Below are 22,168 nucleotides of genomic sequence, written 5' to 3'. Positions count from 1 at the left end.
TCGCGAACAAACCTGTCAGATCAGCCAAACATCTCGGCAAGATCAACAGTTGACTGCACGCCGATAGCGTCTCCGTCCGTATCCAGAAACCGATCAGCGGCGGCGCGGCCTGCGGATTTCAGTTTTGCCAGGATCTGCGGGATCGGGATCAGTTTGGTATTCACTGATAGCTGTCGCATCAGGTCATCATCAGCGATCATATGCACGAGCACCCGCTTCATCTGCCCTTGTTCCAGGCTGCCTTTTTCAAGTAGCCGCTGAACAAACGATATCGCCCGCAACTCACGCAGCAGCGATGAGTTAAAACTGATCTCATTCACCCTGTTCTGGATCTGCTGGGGGGTCTTTGGCAGCTCGTCCCGCTCCAACGGGTTTATGCTGACAATCACCACGTCGGATGGAAGATCGGGTTGATATAGAGGGAACAGCGCCGGGTTACCAGTATAGCCTCCGTCCCAATAGGGTTCCAACCGCCCGGTTTTTGCGTCTTCGATTTCAATTGCCTGAAACAGGTTCGGCAGACAGGCAGACGCCAGTATGGCGTCTGTAGTAACCTCTGAACCTGAGAAGACCCGCACCTTGCCGCTGCGTACAGACGTCGCGCAAATAAACAGCTGCGGCCCCTGATCCGCACAGACCTCTGAAAAGTTAAACGCCTCCACCACCGGCTGCAACGGATTGCGATAGAATGGACCGTAGCTGTAGGGGGACAACATTTGCCCCATCGCCTCACGCGGGGAAAACGGGGCAATCCAATCAAGCGCCCCTAGCAAGGGCGCCGCATCAAGCCCCGCAAGCCAATGTGAAAACCGCATGTCACCGACAGCGCCCATGCGCTGCCACAGGTTATCCAGACAGGCACGTGCTCCCTCGCGCCCGCCGTGTACCAGACCAGATTTCAGTGCAGCGCCGTTAAGGGCCCCGGCAGATGTTCCGGTGATGGCCGCAATCTCAATATCTTCATTTTCGAGCAACCGGTCCAGAACACCCCAGGTGAAAGCGCCATGCGCCCCGCCCCCCTGAAGGGCCAGATTGATCCGTTTCGTCATGGTCCATCTCCTGACTGCCGAAACTCGCGATCCTTACTCCGGACGACGACCTGACATCTTTGCAATTTACTTTGGGTGCTACTTACCTTGCAGACACAGGAGAGGGTTGCCCCCTCTCGCGCCGGGCAGCAGTTCTTATAGTGCGGTCCAGCCGCCATCGACGCTCAGGGTGGTGCCGGTCATCTGCTTTGCCGCATCTGAGCATAGGAACACAGCCGTTCCACCAAGCTGCTCGACGGTCGCAAACTCACGTGATGGCTGGCGTTCCAACATCACCTTCTTGATGACCTCTTCACGACCCATGTTGTATTTCTCCATGGTATCCGGGATCTGGGCCTCGACCAGCGGCGTCAGGACGTACCCCGGGCAGATGGCATTGGCCGTAATCGGCTCTTCAGCAGTTTCCAGAGCTATGGTCTTGGTAAGGCCGACAACGCCGTGTTTGGCCGCGACATAGGCCGATTTGTAGGGCGATGCAGTCAACCCATGAGCAGACGCGATATTGATCACACGGCCCCAGCCAGCGCCGCGCATCATCGGCAGCGCTGCTGCTGCTGTGTGGAATGCCGACGACAGGTTGATCGCAAGTATCGCATTCCATTTATCGACCGGAAACTCGCTTACCGGCGCGACATGCTGAATTCCAGCATTGTTGATCAGGATATCGCAACGCCCGGACTTCGTGATCAGCGCTCGGCATGCCTCTGCGTCCGACATATCAGCCTGAATATAACGCGCTTGCACTCCGAATTCCGTCGCGATTTCAGATGCTAGCGCGTGGTCTTCGTCCCTGTCGGTGAAAGAGTTCAAAACAACATCCGCCCCGGCACGCGCCATCTCGCGCGCAACCCCAAGACCGATGCCGGAATTTGACCCGGTAATCACCGCGCATTTGCCCGTCAGCGTCATCTTGCTCTTCCCTTCCTGTGCAAAACCTGATTGGTGCGACTGTGGCATGCTGCACCTGCAAAGGAAACGCCAATCGCCGCGTGAAAGTTGTAAGACGCACCAGCGAGACCAGTTTCCGCCGCTATCCTCAAACGCGATCAGGTCGCTGGCGGATCGGCTTTCGACTTAGGAACCGCGCCATGAGTGCAGGAAACCGCAAGGCCAAAAAAAAACGCCCGCACGAAGCGGGCGTTAAGTTATTGAGGCAGGTTTCATACAGGCAAGAAACCTATCGAGCAGTGACACCTTTATAAGCAATTTCCCCCGTTCATCCAAGCTAAAAGTTTGAATTGGCGCGGCACCGCCTTTAACGTTGGTGTTCATGAAAATAAGGCCAGAGCGGGATTGTTGCAAAAGTGTGCACAGATTTTTTCTTTAGAGTTCGACCGGTCTTGGCCGGAATCATCCTTGGTGCAAGCGCCAATTTTGCAGCAGCAGAATCAGCGCATGGCATAGCTATGTATGGAGACCCGGCCCTACCACCGGATTTTGTGTCTCTACCCTATGCAAACGCCAATGCGCCCAAAGGCGGCAAGGTGGTCTTTGGCAACACCGGTGGCTTTGACACACTGAACCCGTTCGCTCAGAAAGGCACCCCACCGTGGCAACTGCGTTTCTGGGGGTACGAGAGCCTGATGGGGCGCTCGGCTGATGAGCCTTTCACCCTCTACGGGCTTTTGGCCGAATCGATTGAGGTTCCAGAGGATCGCTCGTGGGTTGAATTCACCCTTCGCCCGGAGGCCCGATTCTCTGACGGTTCACCGGTCACGGTCGAGGATGTCCTCTGGTCCTACGAGACTTTGGGCACAGAAGGTCATATCCGGTATCGTCGGTTCTGGAACCAGATCGATACTATCAAACAGACCGGCCCACGCAGCCTGCGCATCAGTTTTAATGAAGACAACCGAGAGCTGGCACTCATTGCCGGAATGCGACCGATCCTTAAGAAGGGACAGTGGCAGGGCAAAGATTTTGCCGCCTCCGGACTGGATGAAGCCCCGATAGGTTCCGGCCCTTACACCGTGTCAGATTTCGAGGCCGGTCGGTTTATCCGTTTTGACCGCGACGACAATTATTGGGGCAAGGATCTGCCCCTGCGCCGTGGCATCAGTAACTTTGATGAGATCCGTCTGGATTTTTACGGTGACCAGACCGTTCTACTGGAGGCCTTTAAGGCGGGTGAAATATCTGCTATCCGCGAGTTCAACGCTGCAAAATGGGACAAAGCCTATGACTTCCCAGCCGTAACTTCCGGCGATGTTATCAAAACGGTCATTCCCAACGGCAAGCCATCAGGCATGACCGGCATCGCCATGAACACCCGCCGTGCACCATTTGACAATTGGCAAGTGCGCGAGGCGCTGATACGGGCCTTCAACTTTGAGTATTTGAACGAGACGCTGACGGGCGGAACTCAACCGCGCATCTCATCCTATTTCTCGAACTCTTATCTGGCGATGCAACCCGGCCCCGCTGAGGGCAAGGTCCGCAACCTACTCACTCCCTTTGAAGGTAAATTGCTTCCTGGCGTGCTGGACGGGTACACTCTACCCGTCAGCGACGGTAGCGAACGCAATCGAAAGAACCTGCGCGCGGCAACCAAGCTACTCGCAGATGCCGGTTGGACAGTGCAGGACGGGATCATGCGCAATGCTGCCGGTGAGGCACTGGAGCTTCAGGTCCTGCTGTCCCCCGGCAACCTCGGTGAGGGCGAGATGCGCTCTGTGGTTGAGATCTATGCACGCGCATTGGAACGCTTGGGCATCGCACTCTCTGCTGACATGGTCGACAGCGCGCAATTTGTTCAGCGGCAGCAAGCCTTTGATTATGACATGACGTTTTTCCGCCGCGCGATGTCTCTAAGCCCTGGAAACGAACAATACCTCTACTGGGGCAGCGCGGCCGCGGAGCAGGAAGGCTCCCGCAATCTGATCGGGATTGAGGAACCGGCAGTGGATGCCATGATTGATGCGATGCTGGCCTCCTCCTCAAAGGAAGATTTCACCGCCGCAGCCCGTGCACTTGACCGGCTGCTAACGGCGGGTCGCTATGTGATCCCGATCTGGCAATACGCAGAAGGCCGCATCGCACATGTGAAAGAACTTCAGTTTCCGGATCGCCTGCCAGTCAGCGGTGACGGTATCACCTACATGCCTGAAGTTTGGTGGTATCAGGCAAACTGATAGCCAGCTCCGTAAATGACCGGACCAAAGCCCGCCCCGCACCCGCGGTGGCGGGCTCATTTTCGTGCCAGAGTGATGTCGATTTCACGCAGACTTTCTTTTTTGTGAAAAAATGCTAGCATCAATGCCCACGCGTTATTCTGACTTGGAGAGAGCCCCCCATGCCTGTTCAAACAGCCTGCGCCAGCTGGTTCGACAGGATGCCCCGTCTCAAACAACGGTTTCCGCATCTGCACACCCGCTCGGCCCCATCCTTGCTCGATGATAAAGATAAGTTCGTTGCTTATCTCGCCCGAACCCACCACCTGACGCTGACCGAAGCGCGAGAAGAGGTGGATGATTTCCTATATACCGAGAGCCTTCACCAAGAGCTGGAACACCAGCTGCGCTGATCGTCAAACCACTCTTCCTAAGCAGCCTCCTTAAAGAGGTATTGCTTGCCTGTGTGCGAAGATATGGAAAATAAATACCAGACATCTTGGTGAAAGATGCTTGGGTGATGTGATTTTTGAGCGTTAACTGCGACTGTTGAGAAGCGCATAATTGACGGTCAGGTCAGTGATGTGACCCAGAGAATAGTCGCGTCTTCATCGCTAAGCGAGACCACATTGTGACCCATGGCGGCATCATAGTAGGCGCTGTCACCCCTGCGCATTTCAATAGGCTCATAAAATTCGGTATACAGCTGCACAACGCCAGTCAGCACGTAGAGGAATTCCTCGCCGTCGTGGCGTACCCAGCCGTCAAATTCATCCATGCTTCGCGCTCGTACACGTGCGCGATAGGGTAGCATCTGCTTACGTGTCAGGCTGTCAGCCAGCAGCTCGTGCTCATAGGTTGTAGTAGCATGAGCCGATCCCTGCCCCGTCTTTGTCACTGTCAGACGGCCATTCACCTGATCCCGTTGTGGCGGGGTAAACAGCTGCGGAACCGTAATTTGCAACCCCACTGCTAGCTTCTTCAACGCCTCGTAAGTCGGTGACATCTGGCCATTTTCGATCTTTGACAACGTCGAACGCGCCAGACCCGCCTGATTGGCCGCGTGTTCCAGCGTCCAGTCCCGCGCCTTGCGTAACTCGCGCACGCGAACACCCAGATCCAGCGGCTCGGTTTCGGTGGCCTCGCCCGATGCACGGGCAATGGTGATAAGCGATTTGGGATCACGAGAGGTCATGCTTTTTCCTATAGGCCGGAGCGGGCCATCTTGCAACGCGTGGATTGCCAAGTTAGCCAAACAGCATGCAGTCTCTGTTCGATACCGGGCCATACGCGCCCTGCCCCGCGCCATTCAATCTGGCCGATCACGTGCTCTACCAGCGCGCGACGAACTTTCCTGCTGCGTCGAACGCGTCGGCGCTCTCCGTTCTCTCGCCGCCATCAGCGCCCAAACCAGCGTCGTCTACCGGCAGGCCAACCGCAATGTCGCAGGATTGGACTTATGGCGCAGTGCGCGCAGCTGTGCGTGGGATCGGAGCCGGACTGTTGGAACATGGTCTAAAACCCGGCGACCGGGTTCTCCTCAGATTGGCCAACACACCGATATTTCCAATCGCCTATCTGGCTGCTATGGCCGTTGGCCTGATCCCGGTCCCCAGTTCGTCGCAACTGACAGAGCCAGAGGTCGCCCGTATTCTGGATGAGCTGTCTCCCGCCGCTGTCTTGCGCGATCCCGGTATCGCATCTGCGCCGCACCCGCATGAGATTGACCGCGACTCACTTGAGACAATGCAGCGGTCTGTCCCTTCGGAAGACCGGTTTCAAATGCAGCTTTGCGACCCAAATCGACCCGCCTACATCGTCTACACATCCGGGACCGGCGGAAATCCGCGTGCGGTGGTTCATGCCCACCGTGCTATCTGGGCACGACAAATGATGATCCGGCATTGGTACGATCTGCACCCGCGGGACCGGCTGTTCCACGCCGGCGCGTTCAACTGGACCTTCACCCTTGGCACCGGCCTGATGGATCCGTGGAGCATCGGTGCCACGGCGTTGATCCCAGAAAAAGGCACCGCAATTGCCGCTCTGCCTGAGTTGCTGCACGAGTATGGGGCGAGCCTTTTTGCGGCGGCTCCGGGTGTGTACAGAAAACTGCTTCAATCCGGCCAACCACTGGATCTGCCTGCGTTGCGCCATGGGCTCTGCGCTGGTGAAAAACTCTCCCGCACGCTTGCCGAAGCCTGGCGCTCTGCGACCGGAACCCAGCTGTATGAGGCATTTGGCATGTCTGAATGCTCAACCTTTATTTCTGCCGATCCGGCACGCCCGCGTGATCCTGCGCGCGCCAGTGATACGCTCGGTTGGCCTCAACCAGGGCGCCGCGTCGCAATCCTTGATCCATCCGGTGCGCCCACGCCCCGCAATACCTCAGGCACTATAGCAGTCGATCGGCGTGATCCGGGGCTTATGCTTGGCTACTACAACGCCCCGGCGGCTACCAATGCGAGAATGCAAGACGACTGGTTTCTGACCGGTGATCTGGGTGAAATGACTGACGATGGCCAGATCCGATATCTCGGCAGAAACGATGATATGATGAATGCGGGCGGCTATCGCATCTCGCCAGTCGAAGTCGAAAAAATCCTTCTGGCACATCAGGATATTGAACAAATCGCCGTCGCCTCGGTCGAGGTGAAACCCGACACCCATATCATTGTGGCGTTCTATACCGGTGCCAAAGACGTGACTGCTGAAACACTTTCGACTTTTGCCAAGTCGCGACTTGCGCGATACAAACAGCCGCGCGCTTATCTACGTCTTGATGCGCTGCCCACCGGGGCCAATGGTAAACTACTGCGCCGTGCCCTGCCCGATTGCTACATCCGACACCAAAGGACCCCGTCATGAGCGTTGTAAAGCTTGATATTCTGTCCGACCCGATTTGCCCGTGGTGCTATATCGGCAAGACCCATCTGGACAAGGCTCTGGCCGAGGTCGTCGATCATCCCTTTGTTATTGAATGGCATCCGTTTCAGTTGAACCCTGAAATGCCTCGTGAGGGCATGGACCGGCGCGCCTATCTTGAGGGCAAGTTCGGCGGCAAGGATGGTGCGGTTAAGGCCTATGCCCCAGTTGTCGAACACGCCAGCACCGCCGGTCTTCAGATCAATTTCGAGGCGATGGTTCGCACCCCGAATACACTGGATGCCCATCGCCTGATCCACTGGGCCGGGATCGAACGCAAACAGGGCGAGGTCGTGGACGCTCTGTTCGATGCATACTTTGTGAAGGCCAAAGACATCGGTAACGCCGAGATTCTAGCAGATATCGCTGCCAGTGTCGGGATGGACCGAGATGTCACGCTCAGACTGCTATCCGGTGAAACAGACGCAGATGAGATCCGGAACCGCGATGCCCATTCTCGCAAGATGGGGATCTCATCTGTGCCGACATTCGTTGTGGCCAATCAACACGCGGTCCCCGGTGCGCAGCAACCAGAGTTGTGGAAGCAGGTCATCGCCGATATCCAAACACAGCTTCAAGCTGATGAAGAGACTAAGGCCGATTAGCCCTAAAGAACGCCCCATAACACATTGATAATGTTATTTTAGAAACAAATTGAGGATTGCCAGTCTCTGGTGATCCGCCTCTTGTGTGCGCACTGTTGATATAAAGATGCACATAGGTCTGTGCATCTTGGCTTCTGGTCCATCCTAGAAAGATATGCTAGCGCGGACCGAGTGACGCCCAGACAGTGCCCGATTACCGAGCCTCCTAATGTGTCATCTGAGGTTTCATATGACAAAAGATATACAAAACAGCATGTCCAAAGCTGAGTTTATCGCATTGATCGCGATGATGTTTGCGACGATCGCTTTTTCAATCGACGCGATGTTGCCGGCCCTGCCCGAGATCGGCAATACCTTGAGCCCGGACGACGTAAACCGCGCCCAGCTCGTGATCGCCGCATTCGTTTTTGGGATGGGGGTCGGTACATTTTTTACAGGTCCGCTCTCTGATGCTTTTGGCCGCCGTCCGGTTATTTTTGCCGGGGTAGCGCTTTACATCGCATCTGCGTTTTTGGCCTGGGTCAGCACCTCGCTTGAGCTGCTTCTGATCAGCCGCATCGCAATGGGCCTAGGGTCTGCTGGGCCAAGGGTGGTAGCGGTTGCCATCGTGCGTGATCTCTACTCTGGCCGGGAAATGGCTAAAATGATGTCTATCGCCATGATGATCTTCACATTGGTGCCAGCCATCGCGCCGCTGCTGGGCGCCGGTATCATTGCGGTTACCAGCTGGCGCGGCATTTTCCTTGCGTTTGCGCTGTTTGCCATCATCATCGTCATCTGGATGGGCCTGCGCTTGCCGGAACCATTGGCACGTGAGAACCGTCGTCCATTCCGCCTTCCACTGCTGCTAGGCGCGGTAAGTGAAATGATGGCGCATCGCAGCGTGCGTTTGTCGATCTTGGTACAAACACTGTGCCTAGCCATGTTGTTCTGCATGATCACGCTGGTTCAGCCGGTCTATGATGTTGTTTTTGACCGCGCGGAGAGTTTTCCTTACTGGTTCGGATTTATTGCCCTGATGTCGGGTACTGGCAGCTTGATCAATGCGTCGGTCGTGGTCCGGATCGGGATGCGCCGCATGGTGACATGGGCCTTGTGTAGCCAGATCATCTTGGCAAGCATCATGCTACTGCTCGGAACGCTGGATTTGGCTCTGACCGCCAATTTCGGCCTGTTTATCGCCTGGCAAACCAGCGTTTTCTTTATGGCTGGCCTCACCATGGGCAACCTCAATGCTATGGCAATGGAACCAATGGGTCATATTGCGGGTATGGCGGCTTCGGTCATCGGTGCCATTTCCACAGTCTGCGCGGCGCTGATCGCCGCACCTGTTGGACTGTTGTTTGACGGGTCGATCGTGCCGTTGACCGCAGCAATTTTGTTGATGTCCATCGGCGGCTTTGGGCTAATGCTGCATATGGCGCGCGTTGAGAACCGAGTGGCCGCTGAGTAAACCACAGATCAGCTAATCCTGAAAAATAAAGCCTTTCCAATTCGTTGGAGGGGCTTGTTCATTTAAAGCTGTTGGGCCAATCAGTCGGTCTTGGCGTTCGCCCTGGCTCTCTTCTTTTCTGCAACGACCTTTTCCGCCAGATCCCGTGCAATCGCAAAGGTCCCTTTGATCTTGTCGCTATCTTTCTTCCAATCACGGCGCACGACGATCTTGTTGTCCTTTACCTTGGCCAACCCATCCTGCGCCTGAATAAACTCCACCAACCCTTGTGGCGAGGCGAATTTGTCGTTGTGGAACTGAATGGTTGCGCCCTTCGGGCCACCGTCTAGCTTGGCGATACCGGCCCGTTTACACATGCCCTTGATGCGTACCACCAACATCAGCGTATTGACCTCTTTTGGCAGCGGGCCAAATCTGTCGATCAGTTCAGCGGCAAAGCCCTCAAGCTCAACTTTGGTGGTAAGATCGGAAAGACGTCGATAGAGACCAAGGCGCACGTCTAGATCTGGTACGTAGTTCTCAGGGATCAGGACCGGCACGCCGAGATTTATCTGCGGTGCCCATTGATCATCGCCGCCGGTCAGCCCTTCCAACTCGCCGGATTTGATCTTGGCAATCGCCTCCTCCAACATGGATTGATACAGCTCATATCCGACATCGCGCATCTGGCCGGATTGTTCCTCACCCAGCAGATTGCCTGCCCCGCGAATATCAAGATCCTGTGTAGCCAATGAGAACCCGGCCCCAAGCGTATCAAGCGACCCAAGCACCCGAAGACGTTTCTCAGCACCCGCTGTCAGGCGCACGCGTGGCTTGGTGGTAAGATAGGCATAGGCGCGGGTCTTGGAGCGGCCCACACGTCCCCTGATTTGATAAAGCTGTGCGAGGCCGAACATATCGGCCCGATGCACGACCATCGTATTCGCCGTCGGAATGTCGAGACCAGATTCCACGATGGTTGTGGCCAGCAAAACGTCAAACTTACCATCGTAAAAGGCGTTCATCCGGTCATCCAGATCACCAGCAGCCAACTGGCCATGGGCCACGACATAGTTGAGTTCTGGTAGCTGCTCTTTCAGAAAGGCTTCGACGTCCGGCAGGTCAGTAATGCGCGGGACGACGTAAAAACTTTGCCCGCCGCGATAATGTTCGCGCAACAGCGCCTCACGGACGGTCACGGAATCAAATTCGCTCACATAGGTGCGGATCGCAAGCCGGTCGACGGGCGGTGTACCAATGATCGACAAATCCCGCACCCCGGTAAGGCTCAGCTGCAAAGTCCGCGGGATCGGAGTAGCGGTCAGCGTCAACACGTGAATATCACTGCGCATCTGCTTCAACCGCTCTTTGTGCGCGACCCCGAAATGCTGCTCTTCATCGATGATCAAGAGGCCAAGGTTCTGGAAGCGCACCGATTTTGCCAAAAGCGCATGTGTGCCAACCACAATATCAATCGTGCCCTTTGCCATGCCTTCGCGTGTTTTTGCGGCCTCTTTCGCGCCAATAAAGCGAGACAACTGCCTGACTTCCATGGGGAAACCACGGAAACGTTGAGCAAAGGCAGCTGCGTGCTGACGTGCCAGCAGCGTGGTCGGTGCAACGATCGCAACCTGCACGCCAGACATTGCCGCGATGAAGGCTGCACGCATGGCAACCTCGGTCTTACCAAAGCCCACATCGCCACAAATCAGCCTGTCCATCGGAGATCCCGACTGTAGATCCGACATCACCTCTTCGATAGCGCGCAGCTGATCATCGGTTTCTTGATACGGGAACCGCGCAGAGAATTCCTCCCAGGCGTGAGGCGGCGGATCCATCATGGGCGCTTTGCGAAGCGCGCGTTCAGCAGCGACCCGGATCAGCCGGTCCGCCATCTCGCGGATGCGCTCTTTCAGCTTGGCTTTCTTTGCCTGCCAGGCACCGCCACCCAGCCGATCCAAAAGTCCCTCGTCATGCCCGTATTTTGACAGCAGCTCGATGTTCTCGACCGGCAGATACAGTTTTGACTGTTCGGCATATTCCAGCAGAATGCATTCATGCGCCGCCCCTGCGGCAGTCACGACTTCCAGCCCCTTGTAACGGCCAATCCCGTGATCGACATGCACGACCAGATCGCCGGGGCTCAAGGATTGAGTTTCAGTCAGGAAGTTCTCAGCCTTGCGGCGTTTTTTCGGAGCACGGATCAACCGATCTCCCAGCACATCCTGTTCTGAAATCACTGTCAGATCGTCGGCTTCGAACCCATGCTCCAGTGCCCAAACTGCCAGATGCAGGCCCGATTTTCCAATCCGCGTTCCATCCCGGATGGCGATCACCTCAGCGAGGCCTTCATCCTCGATCAGACCAGTCAATCGCTCGCGCGCACCTTCTGAATAAGAGGCAACCACAACCGGGCCCAACTGCATTCGCGTCTTAATATGATCGGCCAGAGTTTTGAAAAGGCTTACATTTTCCAGCTGTCTTTCGGGAGAAAAATTGCGGCCGATACGACCACCTGCATCAATCACACCGGGTCCGCTGGCCTGTGGCAAAGGATGGAAGCGGATCACGCGGTGATCGCTAATCGCGGCCTCCCAGCCAGCATCATCCAGATAAAGCAATTCCGGTGGCACCGGTTTATAGACAGTGTCGATCCGGCCCTTTTGCGTCATTGCAATCTTGCGGGTTTCATATTGATCAACAATGCTATCCCAGCGCGCCAACCGCGCCGGTGTCACCTGATCATCCAGCGTCACAGTAGCAGTCGGCAGATAGTCGAATAGTGTTTCCAGCTGATCGTGAAAGAACGGAAGCCAGTGTTCAATCCCTTGGTACTTCCGCCCCGCCGATACCGCCTCGTACAGAGGATCATCTGTGCCTGCTGCACCAAATTCAATCCGGTAGTTCTGACGAAACCTTGTCACGGCGGCCTCATCAAGGATCACCTCGGACACCGGCGCCAGTTCGATCAAACTCAGCTTTTCTGTGGTGCGCTGAGTCGCAGGATCAAACCGACGTGCGCCGTCCAGAACATCTCCAAACAAATCAAGGCGAACCGGGCCACTCTGTCCCGGCGGATAGATATCGATAATCCCGCCACGGACCGCGAAATCACCCGGTTCCATCACCGTCGGGCTTTTGGTGAAACCCATCCGTGTCAGATAACCACGCAACGCGTTTTCATCGATGCGGCGGTCCACCTCCGCAGTAAAGGCCGCGTCTTTCAGTATCTGTCGCGCAGGCACCCGCTGGGTGGCCGCATTAAGTGTCGTAAGCAGGACAAATTGACCCGGCATCTGGTGCACCAAGGCAGCCAGTGTCGCCATACGCGCCGCCGCAATATCCGCATTCGGTGACACACGATCATACGGCAGGCAATCCCAGCCGGGAAAGCTGATCACCGGCATCTCCGGCGCAAAGAAAGCCAGCGCGGCACGCATCGCCTCCATGCGCTTGTCATCACGCGCCACATGGACAACCGGAACGCTACTTTTGGCGGCCTCTTTCAGGATCAGCCGCGCATCAAAACCTTCTGGTGCGCCGCCCGCAGTGATCGACTGTTGCGCCATTCTTGCGTCTCTCTTTCGTCGTCTGCCCGCAGGCAATTAGCCAAAGAACCCTATTTGCAGGTTCTGATACATGCCCCAAAGTGCAGTGACAAAAATCGACACCATACCAACCAACTGGATGAAGAAGCGGCTCAAGGTCAATCGCCGGATCAGAGTTTCTCCAACCAGATCGTCACGGTAGATATGGCGCGCTGAATTAAGATTAATTAGTCCGACAAAACTCATAGGGAAGGCCAGTAGAAACACACCCTGTGCAAATTCGATATCATAGTAGAAACCCAACATACCCAACATCGCCAGAACGAAACAGGCGATACCCAGCACCCAATGGCCCGAAACCTCAGTGATATACATCATCCGGTTTACATTGACGCGCGCAATCGCTTCCAGATCAAGCTGCGCCTGCCCGCCCTGCCTGCGTGCGCGATAAACCATATCAAACGGAACGCCCATCACCCAATGGCTGGCAGAGGACCAGACAACCGCCAGTGCGATCCAGTACCACAGGTTGGAAAAAGACCGCAGATCAATTAGCTCAGTCAAAGTATGAAACAGATCCACTCGGTGGCCCTTCTCTCTTCCGGTCTTTGCGCCCCTATATCCCCTGCGTTGCTGCCTTGCACAAGGGGGGGCTCTGCCTGCTTAGGCCAGACGGCCAATGGCGCGGCGAATCTGTCACTTGTCGCCACTGCTGTTCCATGGCACGCAAGAGGCTAAACGCGATTACTGACAAGATCGCGACCATGATCTGCGAGGACCCGATGAAGCCGACCGTCGCCCCTTTCCCTGCCGCGCGCCCGCGCCGACTGCGCAGCACCGCTGCGCTGCGCAATCTGGTACGCGAAAACACCTTAGCCAGTGATGATCTGATCTGGCCGGTCTTTGTACGTGACGGCGATGGCATCGAAGAGCCGATCGCCTCGATGCCCGGTGTCACAAGGCGCAGCATCGATAAAGTTGTCGAGGCCGCGGTTGAGGCTCAAGCCTTGGGCATCCCGGCCATCTGCCTCTTTCCCTATACAGATCAGACGCTCAAGACCGAAGATTGTGCAGAGGCATGGAGCGCGGACAATCTGGTCAACCGCGCCATTCGCGCGATCAAGTCCGCTGCACCCGATATCGCTGTAATGACTGATGTCGCCTTGGATCCCTACAATATTAACGGCCACGATGGCTACGTCGTGGATGGCGAAATTATCAACGATGAAACCGTCGAGGCATTGGTCAAGATGACCATAGCGCAGGCCGATGCAGGCGCTGATATCATCGGCCCCTCTGACATGATGGATGGCCGGATTGCTGCGATGCGAAGCGCTTTGGAGACGGCAGGCCATCGCAATGTTACCATCCTGTCCTATGCGGCTAAATATGCCTCTGCCTACTACGGACCATTCCGCGACGCGGTCGGGGCCTCCGGTGCGTTGAAAGGTGATAAGAAAACCTACCAGATGGACCCTGGCAACAGCGACGAAGCACTGCGGATGATAGAGCGAGATCTGAACGAGGGCGCCGATATGGTCATGATCAAACCTGGTCTTGCCTATCTCGATATCTGTCAGCGGGTGAAATCCACCTTCGGCACGCCGACCTTCGCGTATCAGGTCTCCGGCGAATACGCGATGATTGAGGCGGCAGCCCAGAACGGCTGGATCGACGGCGAACGCATCATGTTGGAGAGCCTGATGGCCTTCAAACGTGCTGGTTGTGATGGCGTATTGACCTACTACGCCCCGGCCGCTGCACGGCTACTGAATAGCTGATGCCCCGAGCATAGTGAAACCGCCACAGGAATGTCTTTGCTACGAAGAAGCCCACGTGAAATCACGGCAAATTGCAGGCAGGAAGCCGCTGATAGCTGCTGCCAAAGTGATGACAGGCAGCAGCTTTCCGCGTATACCAACATCCAGAGCCAGAGAACTGGCCGCATATAAACAGTGACAGGCCGATATTATAGCCCCTTACGGCTCCGGCCCCAGAAAACAGGCAACCAAGATGAGCAGCTCTTATTCTTCCCGTTTAACCCGGCGCGGTTTTGCGCTTGGTGCTTTGGCCGGTGCAGGCGTAACAGCCGCATGTGGCAATGGCATTGGCAACAGCAATGCACCAAAAATTGATGCCCGCGTCGATGCCACACTGAGCCAGATGTACAGTCAGTATCCCGGCGCCGTTACTCTCGCTGAGAAGTCCACCGGGATGCTGGTGATTCCACTGGTGACAGAAGCCGGCTTCCTTGTCGGTGGCGCATTCGGGCGTGGCGCGTTGCGCATTGATGGCGCAACTGTCGACTATTATTCAACAGTCAAAGGCAACGCTGGCCTGCAAATCGGCGCACAGCAATACGCCCATGTGCTGTTTTTCATGACGCAAGACGCGCTCTCGAACTTCCGCCGCTCCTCTGGCTGGGCCGCAGGTGCCGATCTGGAATATGTGATCCGCGACGAAGGCGACTCGCTGGCCGCCGATACCAACACACTGAATAGTCCGATATTGGCCGCAGTCTTTGGTCAGGCTGGTTTGCGCCTCGGAGCCACGTTGGAGGGCACCAAATATACTCGTATCATTCCCTGATACGCGGTATTTCTACAGCGATGCGCCTCGGCATCTTGTCCGGGCGCATCATATTCTGTTTCCTCTTCCATCACATATCGCTGCTAGACGCATGGCCTTTCCTGATGGAAAGGCCATTTTCGCATCCTCTTAATCAAATGCTTTCAGGCGCTTAAACAAGCTCGAAGTATCCCAGCGCCCCCCGCCCATTTTCTGCACATCTTTGTAGAATTGGTCGACCAACGCGGTGACCGGCAGGCTGGCTCCGGTTTCATCCGCAGCATCAAGGCAAATGCCCAGATCCTTGCGCATCCAGTCAACCGCGAACCCATGCTCAAAGTGATCATCCAGCATTGTCTCATGCCGGTTAGCCATCTGCCAGCTGCCTGCGGCCCCTTGGCTGATCACCTCAACCACTGCGCGCCCGTCCAAACCGGCCTTATCTGCAAAATGCAGTGCTTCGCTCAGGCCCTGAACCAATCCGGCAATCGCAATCTGATTGCACATCTTGGTCATCTGGCCCGCACCGCTATCACCGATCCGGCGGCAAATACGTGCATATGCACCGATGATGGGTTCCGCCTTGTCATAGGCAGCCTGGTCACCTCCACACATCACAGACAGAACCCCATTCTCTGCACCTGCCTGACCACCTGAAATCGGTGCATCTACAAACGACAGTCCCTGCTCAGCAGCAGCGGCGCCCAATTCTCGGGTTACCCTGGCCGACACGGTGGTATGGTCCACAAAGATCGCGCCCACGTCCATGCCGCCGAACGCACCGCCGTCGCCAAGGCAGACCGAGCGCAAATCATCATCATTTCCAACGCAAGCCATAACAAACTCTGCGCCTGCTGCCGCCTCGCGCGGAGTGATGGCCGCACTGCCACCATGTTCTTTCGCCCAGGCCTCCGCCTTGGCCGCAGTTCGGTTATATACTGTGACCTCATGTCCAGCGGCCGCCAAATGGCCCGCCATCGGATAGCCCATCACTCCCAAACCCAAGAATGCAATCTTTGCCATCTGCTTTCCCCCAGATACGTCTTGTCCTATGTTGGCGCCACCCTAGCAGCCGCGCCGCCCGGCGCAATCTACAAGGGCAAGAAACAGCGCCATATCCGGGCCAATAACGTCAAAAACTGAGGAAACGCACCGCCGATGGGACTTCTCTTTCGCTGGCTTCTGCGCATCGCCGCCGCTTTGATTCTGCTTCTGGTTATGGGGCTTGGTCTGATCTATTTCCTCGCTGCGCAATCGCTGCCCGACTACAACAAGGAAATCACCTTACCCGGTCTCCTCGCTCCGGTTGAGATCGTGCGCGACAATGCCAATGTTCCGCATATTTTTGGCAGCTACGGCGCAAGTGATGAAGATGTTTATTTTGGCCTTGGATATGCCCATGCGCAGGACCGTCTGTGGCAGATGACCACGATGCGCCGCGCCGCCATGGGACGCCTGTCCGAGGTTTTTGGCAGCCGCACCGTACAGGTCGACACGCTGATCCGGCGGCTTGATATCTATCGTTTGGCACAACAGTCTGTCTCATCTCAAACACCGGATACCTTGACCGCTCTGCGCGCATATTCTGCTGGTGTGAATGCCCGTTTGCAAGAGATCAACGAAGACGCTCTGGGGCGCGGTGCTCCTGAAATGTTCTTGTTCAACGTGCCTATGGCCCCGTGGCAGCCCGCTGACAGCATCGCCGTGATGAAGTTGATGGGCTTGAAACTTTCGAGCCACATGAAGGAAGAAATCCTGCGGGCCCGTACATCACTTGCCCTGCCAGATCCCGACCGTTTGCAGGACATTTTACCCGACGCCCCCGGCAAAGCCATCACAGCCCTCCCAGAATATGCAACGCTTTTTCCGCAGTTACCACGCCATGCCAGCGCCAGCACAGACACCAGCCAGAACACGCTGTTCATGCCCGTGGCTGCGCGTGGTTTGGCAGGAGCATCCAACGCCTGGGCCGCGGCGCCCAGCCGTTCGGCAGCGGGCGGCACACTACTGGCGAATGATCCCCATCTGGAGCTGACCGCGCCGGGTGTTTGGTATCTGGCACGTCTGGAATTAGGCACAGGCGGCGTGATCGGTGCTACCATTCCGGGCATTCCTGCCGTTATCTCGGGCCGCTCTGACATGTTGGGGTGGGGTGTGACCTCCTCCTATATGGACGATCAGGACCTGTTTATAGAACAGCTGAACCCCACCAACCCTGAGGAATACAAGACAGCAGATGGCTACAAGCGGTTTACCAGCAGGCCGTCGATCATCAACATCAAGGATGAAACTCCGGTTACCCTAACCCTGCGCTGGACTGAGAACGGCCCGGTACTGCCACACACCATGTTTGATCTCGCCTCAGTGACGCCTGCAGGCCATGTTGTGAGTCTCGGCTGGACCGGCCTAAGCGCCGAGGACACATCGATTAGTGCTGCACTTGAAATGATGCGTGCCACAACCGTCGAAGATGCGATTGCGATCAGCGAAGACTATATCGCACCTTCCCAGAACCTTACCCTTGCCGACAAAGCCACCGTGGCGCTGAAAACTGTTGGTGCAATGCCAAAGCGTGACGCCCGGCACCAGAGTCAGGGCCGCATGCCAAGTCAGGGCTGGCGCCGCGAAAACCAATGGCAAGGTCGCGTGCCCTTTGCTGCCAACCCGGAATTCGTCTCCCCTATCGGTGGCATTCTGGGCAACACCAATAACAAGCTGCTAGACCGGCCGTTCCCCAACCACGTCTCATATTCCTGGGGAGATACCCAGCGGATCAATCGTTGGCGTAAACTGATGCAAGATCGCCAGGTACACACCCGAGACAGCTTTATCGAGGCGCAGCAGGACACCGTGTCCTACACGGCCCGCACATTGCTGCCATTGATTGGGGCGGACCTTTGGTTCACCGGTGAAGCCGCACCGGAAGGCACGCGCGAAAGGCAACGCCAGATCGCTCTCTCGCTGTTGTCCGGGTGGAATGGTGAGATGAACGAACATCTTCCGGAGCCGTTGATTTATGCGGCTTGGGTTAGAGCTTTGCAAAAACGCTTGATCGAAGACGATTTGGGGCCGCTCGCCACTGAGTTTCAGCAGGTCGATCCCTTGTTCCTTGAGCGTGTATTCCGCGATATCGAAGGCGCATCAGTTTGGTGCGACATCCGTCAAAGTGCGCCCTCCGAAACCTGCACAGAACTGGCGCGCCTAGCATTGGATGATGCCCTGATCTGGATCGAAGAGACTTATGGTACAGCCTTGGAATCCTTACGCTGGGGCGATGCACATCAGGCCACTCAGAACCATGAGGTGCTGGGCGACGTGCCATTGCTGCGCGTTTTTGTGAACATTCGCCAATCTACCAGTGGCGGTGATGATACACTGCAGCGCGGGCGCACGTCAGGAAGAGGTGAACACCCGTTCCGTAATGTCCATGCCGCCGGCTATCGCGGGGTTTATGATTTCGCAGATCCTGACAGTTCAGTCTTCATTATCGCCACTGGCCAATCGGGACATTTCCTGTCGCGTTACTACGACGACATGTCTCAGCTTTGGCGGCGCGGCGAATATATACCCATGTCGCTGGACGAGGACCTCGCCCGCGCTGCGGCTGTCGGCGTTACGCGACTGATCCCATCAGCGACCGCAGAATGACAACATTCATCGCCGCAAGATAAGCGGCTAACAACAAAAAAAAACCCGCGACCAGATTGGCAGCGGGGTCTTTCTTACTCAGTATCTAGCAAATATCACAATGCGCGGAAGCGGTTCTTCTGCGTTTCAGTCCAAAGAACAGTCAGCTCAAACCCGGTTTCAGTCTGGGCCTCGCTTTGCACAACATCCTGCTCAAACAGCCAAGCCCGTTGCTTGCCTTGCGCAAATGTCAGAGTGATTTCGTCCTCATGACGGATAAGTCGCAGCTGCCCCGTGATATCGGCAAGAAGACCTTCTAGCCCCTCACCGCTGATCGCAGAGATGGCATGTATGCCCTCTTCGCGTTCTGAGCGTTGGCGGCGCGCTTCGGCCTCTTCCTCATCCAGAAGATCAAGCTTGTTCCAAACCTCCAGCCTTGCCCGGCTGTCATCCACCCCCAATGAGGTCAGAATACTCTCGACGTCCGCAGCTTGATTTTGGGTTTCGTCGTGGCTGATGTCACGCACATGCACGACCACATCCGCAGCCAGAACCTCTTCCAGCGTGGCGCGGAAGGATGCGACCAATTCAGTCGGCAAGTCAGAGATGAAACCAACGGTGTCCGATAGAATAATCTCCGGACCGTCCGGTAATTGCACCCGCCGCATGGTCGGATCCAAGGTTGCAAACAGCATGTCCTTGGCCATAACCTCGGCACCGGTCAACCGATTGAATAATGTGGACTTTCCAGCGTTCGTATAGCCCACAAGTGCCACAATAGGATATGGAATCTTGGCCCGAGCAGCCCGATGCAACGTCCGGGTCTTCACCACCTTGTCCAACTGGCGGCGCAGCCGTACCAATTGCTCATCGATCGCACGCCGGTCAGCCTCGATCTGGGTTTCACCGGGACCGCCAACAAAACCGAGCCCGCCACGCTGACGTTCCAAGTGGGTCCAGGCTCGTACAAGGCGGGTACGCTGATAGCTCAACGCAGCCATTTCAACCTGCAACACGCCCTCACGGGTACGCGCTCGGTCCGAGAAGATCTCAAGGATCAGCCCGGTCCGGTCAAGTATCTTAACTTTCCAGGCCTTTTCCAGATTTCGCTGCTGAACCGGCGATACCGGGCCGTCGATCAGAACCAACTCCACCTCATTGTTGTGAAATTGGGTCTTCAACTCTTCGATTTTACCCGATCCAAACAACATTCCCGCATGCGCCTTAGGCAGGCGCACCACATCGGAACCGATTACGTCAATATCGGGCAAAGCACGCGCCAGTGATACGCCTTCAGCGAGGGCGGACACAGGATCGCGGCGGTCGCGGTCAGATTTGATATCGGGATGCACCACCCATGCGCGGGTGGGCGTCCGGTCATGCTCCATCAAGAGGCGTCTTCACCTTCATAGAGGCTGATCGGCTGAGCAGGCATAATTGTAGAAATAGCGTGTTTATAGACCAGCTGCGACTGCCCGTCCCGACGCAGCAGGACACAGAAATTGTCAAACCAAGTAATCACGCCCTGCAACTTAACACCGTTGATCAAAAAGATGGTGACCGGAACCTTGGTTTTACGAACGTGGTTCAGGAAGGCATCCTGAAGATTCTGTCTGTCCGAAGCCATTATTATTTTCTCGCCTTTGTTCTTGTCGCGCTGCGGACCAGCGCCCTGTTAATGAATACTATGAACGCAGATAATCGGAGTTTCCACCCGAAAATTACTCACACAGCGTTCAGGGTAACCATGATTGATCAACTGCGCCAGAGGTTTGGTGTCATCAAGGCAATGATCGCCAATGTTTCCAGCCGTCCCAAAACCATGGCAAAGCATAGGATCAGTTTTGCGGTGGCTGTCAGATGGATCAGCGCAATTGGCTCCGCGCCCGCAATTTCTGTCAGAGGGCCTGTTGTAGAGAGGGTCGCGATGGTCAGAATCAACGCCTGTTCAAAATCAGATCCGACCGCAGCCAGGCTGATGCTGATCACCGCCAAAGACAGCGCAAACAGCATAAAGAACACCCAAGCGACGAAGGCGCCATTGCGTTGCAGGCGCCTGTTACCCTTGCCTTCGTTGCTGACGGATGAGGGATGAACCAAGCGCTCCATCTCTCGCAAGCCATTGAGGTAAAGCGCATAAACACGCAGCAACTTGACACCACCGGCGGTCGTCGCCACCCCGCCGCCAATCACCGCCAACCCCAACAGGATCATACCGGGGGTGTCTAGTCCGGACCACTGCCGCGCGGTCTCCCAGTCGGCACTTTCAAATCCGGTCGTCGACAAAAACGACAACACAGTAAAGGTCGCGCCCCACCACGATTGCAGCCCCTGCATCAGGTCACTGGTGGTCGCGACTTCAAAGCTGGCGATCCAATGACGCACGAACAGCAGCAAAGGGATGCCAAAAACGATCAACAGGCCAATACGAAACTCCGGGTCACGGTCCAGTCGGCTATGCCCACTGGTCACCGTATCAGTGGAAAAGGTCAGTCGTGACAGGGCAAAAAACATGAAAAGGAACATCACCATTTCCCCCGCAATACCACTGCTGCCATTCTCAATGCCCCCAACCGCCGAGATCCCGGAGGTTGCCAAAACAGACATGGCATGCCCAAGGGCGACCAAAGCGGACTCACCTGTGACGATCAGTAGGATCCACAACACCAGCGTCAGCCCGGCATAAAGCGGCGCAAGCGTCTGGGTTACCACCACCAGTTTGCGACGCGGATCAGCGCGCTGCATATGAAGCGGTGTCTCGGTGCCGCGCCCCGGCTCGCCCCGCGCTGTGACTTCAAAACCGCCCAGTGACAGTGGTGCCAAAATGGCCGAGGCTGCAACCCACATTAGCAGCCCTCCCAACCAGCCCACAATGGCACGCCAAAGATGCACACTGGGTGGCAGGCGGCTCGGATCAGAGAAAACATCCGCACCCGTTGTGGTAATGGCGCCGACCATGTCGAAATAGGCATTGAGATAGCTGGTATTGCCCAAAGTGTCGTGCATCGGCATTGCGAGAAACACTGGCAGGACCGCAAAGCTCGCCAGAAGCGAGGTTAGCTGGCCCGGCATGCTGTAGCGCGGCACCCGGTTGCCCATCGACAACCCCACCAGCACAACGACCATCAGGCCGACCACACCAGAATAGAAGAAACTGCGCGAGGTTTGGTGATCATCGAGCATCAGCGCATGTATCGCGGGCACCCACATCGCCAGCGCCGCCACCGTAAGTATCAGCAGAAACAACGGCAAACGCAGAATGCCACGCGCCTTTTCCTGCCTCTGGCGGCGTTGGCGCGGCATC

General features: G+C 56.3%; 17 protein-coding genes. 8 read left to right on the top strand and 9 right to left on the bottom strand.

The annotated features are described in order from the left end of the window. Window positions 1-20 precede the first annotated feature (20 nt). Both ACEWZM_RS18380 and ACEWZM_RS18375 read right to left on the bottom strand, forming a co-directional pair. Window positions 21-1,049 (bottom strand): patatin-like phospholipase family protein, encoded by a 1,029-nt coding sequence (locus tag ACEWZM_RS18380; RefSeq protein WP_414007825.1) that lies wholly within the window; start codon window positions 1,047-1,049, stop codon window positions 21-23. 135 nt (window positions 1,050-1,184) lie between these two features. Further along, on the bottom strand, window positions 1,185-1,958 hold the full coding sequence (locus tag ACEWZM_RS18375) for a 3-hydroxybutyrate dehydrogenase (RefSeq protein WP_414007824.1): 774 nt from the start codon (window positions 1,956-1,958) through the stop codon (window positions 1,185-1,187). Between the two features lie 395 nt (window positions 1,959-2,353). On the opposite strand from ACEWZM_RS18375, the gene ACEWZM_RS18370 reads away from it, so the two are divergent. Both ACEWZM_RS18370 and ACEWZM_RS18365 read left to right on the top strand, forming a co-directional pair. Beyond that, window positions 2,354-4,180, top strand: a complete 1,827-nt coding sequence (locus ACEWZM_RS18370) for an extracellular solute-binding protein (protein WP_414007823.1) — start codon at window positions 2,354-2,356, stop codon at window positions 4,178-4,180. Window positions 4,181-4,341: 161 nt separating this feature from the next. Next, entirely contained in the window at window positions 4,342-4,572 is a 231-nt protein-coding gene (locus ACEWZM_RS18365) for a hypothetical protein (protein WP_414007822.1), read from the top strand. 158 nt (window positions 4,573-4,730) lie between these two features. Here ACEWZM_RS18365 and ACEWZM_RS18360 read toward each other — a convergent pair whose 3' ends face one another. Further along, complete coding sequence (locus tag ACEWZM_RS18360; RefSeq protein ID WP_414007821.1) at window positions 4,731-5,354, bottom strand: helix-turn-helix domain-containing protein; 624 nt, start codon at window positions 5,352-5,354, stop codon at window positions 4,731-4,733. 65 nt (window positions 5,355-5,419) lie between these two features. Here ACEWZM_RS18360 and ACEWZM_RS18355 point away from each other — a divergent pair, with 65 nt between their 5' ends. The 3 genes from ACEWZM_RS18355 (at window position 5,420) to ACEWZM_RS18345 (ending at window position 9,142) form a co-directional block, all read left to right on the top strand. Beyond that, entirely contained in the window at window positions 5,420-7,027 is a 1,608-nt protein-coding gene (locus tag ACEWZM_RS18355; protein ID WP_414007820.1) for a class I adenylate-forming enzyme family protein, read from the top strand. Next, window positions 7,024-7,689 (top strand): DsbA family oxidoreductase, encoded by a 666-nt coding sequence (locus ACEWZM_RS18350; protein ID WP_414007819.1) that lies wholly within the window; start codon window positions 7,024-7,026, stop codon window positions 7,687-7,689. The genes ACEWZM_RS18355 and ACEWZM_RS18350 overlap by 4 nt, the downstream gene beginning before the upstream one ends. A gap of 229 nt (window positions 7,690-7,918) precedes the next feature. Further along, a complete protein-coding gene (locus tag ACEWZM_RS18345; protein ID WP_414007818.1) occupies window positions 7,919-9,142 on the top strand; it encodes a multidrug effflux MFS transporter in 1,224 nt (407 codons plus the stop codon). Between the two features lie 80 nt (window positions 9,143-9,222). On the opposite strand, the gene mfd is transcribed toward ACEWZM_RS18345, so the two are convergent. Then, complete coding sequence (mfd, locus tag ACEWZM_RS18340; protein WP_414007817.1) at window positions 9,223-12,690, bottom strand: transcription-repair coupling factor; 3,468 nt, start codon at window positions 12,688-12,690, stop codon at window positions 9,223-9,225. 36 nt (window positions 12,691-12,726) lie between these two features. Next, entirely contained in the window at window positions 12,727-13,251 is a 525-nt protein-coding gene (locus ACEWZM_RS18335; RefSeq protein ID WP_414007816.1) for a component of SufBCD complex, read from the bottom strand. Between the two features lie 200 nt (window positions 13,252-13,451). Here ACEWZM_RS18335 and hemB point away from each other — a divergent pair, with 200 nt between their 5' ends. Continuing rightward, a complete protein-coding gene (hemB, locus tag ACEWZM_RS18330) occupies window positions 13,452-14,450 on the top strand; it encodes a porphobilinogen synthase (protein WP_414008077.1) in 999 nt (332 codons plus the stop codon). A 232-nt stretch (window positions 14,451-14,682) separates the two neighbouring features. Then, window positions 14,683-15,258 (top strand): lipid-binding SYLF domain-containing protein, encoded by a 576-nt coding sequence (locus ACEWZM_RS18325; RefSeq protein WP_414007815.1) that lies wholly within the window; start codon window positions 14,683-14,685, stop codon window positions 15,256-15,258. 129 nt (window positions 15,259-15,387) lie between these two features. On the opposite strand, the gene ACEWZM_RS18320 is transcribed toward ACEWZM_RS18325, so the two are convergent. Continuing rightward, a complete protein-coding gene (locus ACEWZM_RS18320; RefSeq protein ID WP_414007814.1) occupies window positions 15,388-16,260 on the bottom strand; it encodes an NAD(P)-dependent oxidoreductase in 873 nt (290 codons plus the stop codon). 135 nt (window positions 16,261-16,395) lie between these two features. Here ACEWZM_RS18320 and ACEWZM_RS18315 point away from each other — a divergent pair, with 135 nt between their 5' ends. Next, on the top strand, window positions 16,396-18,885 hold the full coding sequence (locus ACEWZM_RS18315) for a penicillin acylase family protein (RefSeq protein ID WP_414007813.1): 2,490 nt from the start codon (window positions 16,396-16,398) through the stop codon (window positions 18,883-18,885). Between the two features lie 95 nt (window positions 18,886-18,980). Here the strand turns inward: ACEWZM_RS18315 and hflX are convergent, their stop codons facing one another. The 3 genes from hflX to ACEWZM_RS18300 form a co-directional block, all read right to left on the bottom strand. Beyond that, the gene (gene hflX, locus ACEWZM_RS18310; RefSeq protein WP_414007812.1) at window positions 18,981-20,252 is read right to left on the bottom strand and encodes a GTPase HflX; all 1,272 of its coding nucleotides are present in this window, start codon (window positions 20,250-20,252) and stop codon (window positions 18,981-18,983) included. Beyond that, the gene (hfq, locus tag ACEWZM_RS18305; protein ID WP_008204623.1) at window positions 20,252-20,491 is read right to left on the bottom strand and encodes an RNA chaperone Hfq; all 240 of its coding nucleotides are present in this window, start codon (window positions 20,489-20,491) and stop codon (window positions 20,252-20,254) included. The genes hflX and hfq overlap by 1 nt, the downstream gene beginning before the upstream one ends. Window positions 20,492-20,619: 128 nt before the next feature. Further along, window positions 20,620-22,167 carry a TrkH family potassium uptake protein gene (locus tag ACEWZM_RS18300; protein ID WP_414007811.1) on the bottom strand — a complete coding sequence of 516 codons (1,548 nt, stop codon included), beginning with the start codon at window positions 22,165-22,167 and terminating at the stop codon, window positions 20,620-20,622. Between the last annotated feature and the right edge of the window lies 1 nt (window position 22,168).

This window comes from Phaeobacter cretensis (genome assembly GCF_047372505.1).
Classification (GTDB): domain Bacteria; phylum Pseudomonadota; class Alphaproteobacteria; order Rhodobacterales; family Rhodobacteraceae; genus Phaeobacter; species Phaeobacter cretensis.
Note: the sequence above shows the minus strand (reverse complement) of the source record. Positions and strands in the feature narration are given on the sequence as shown.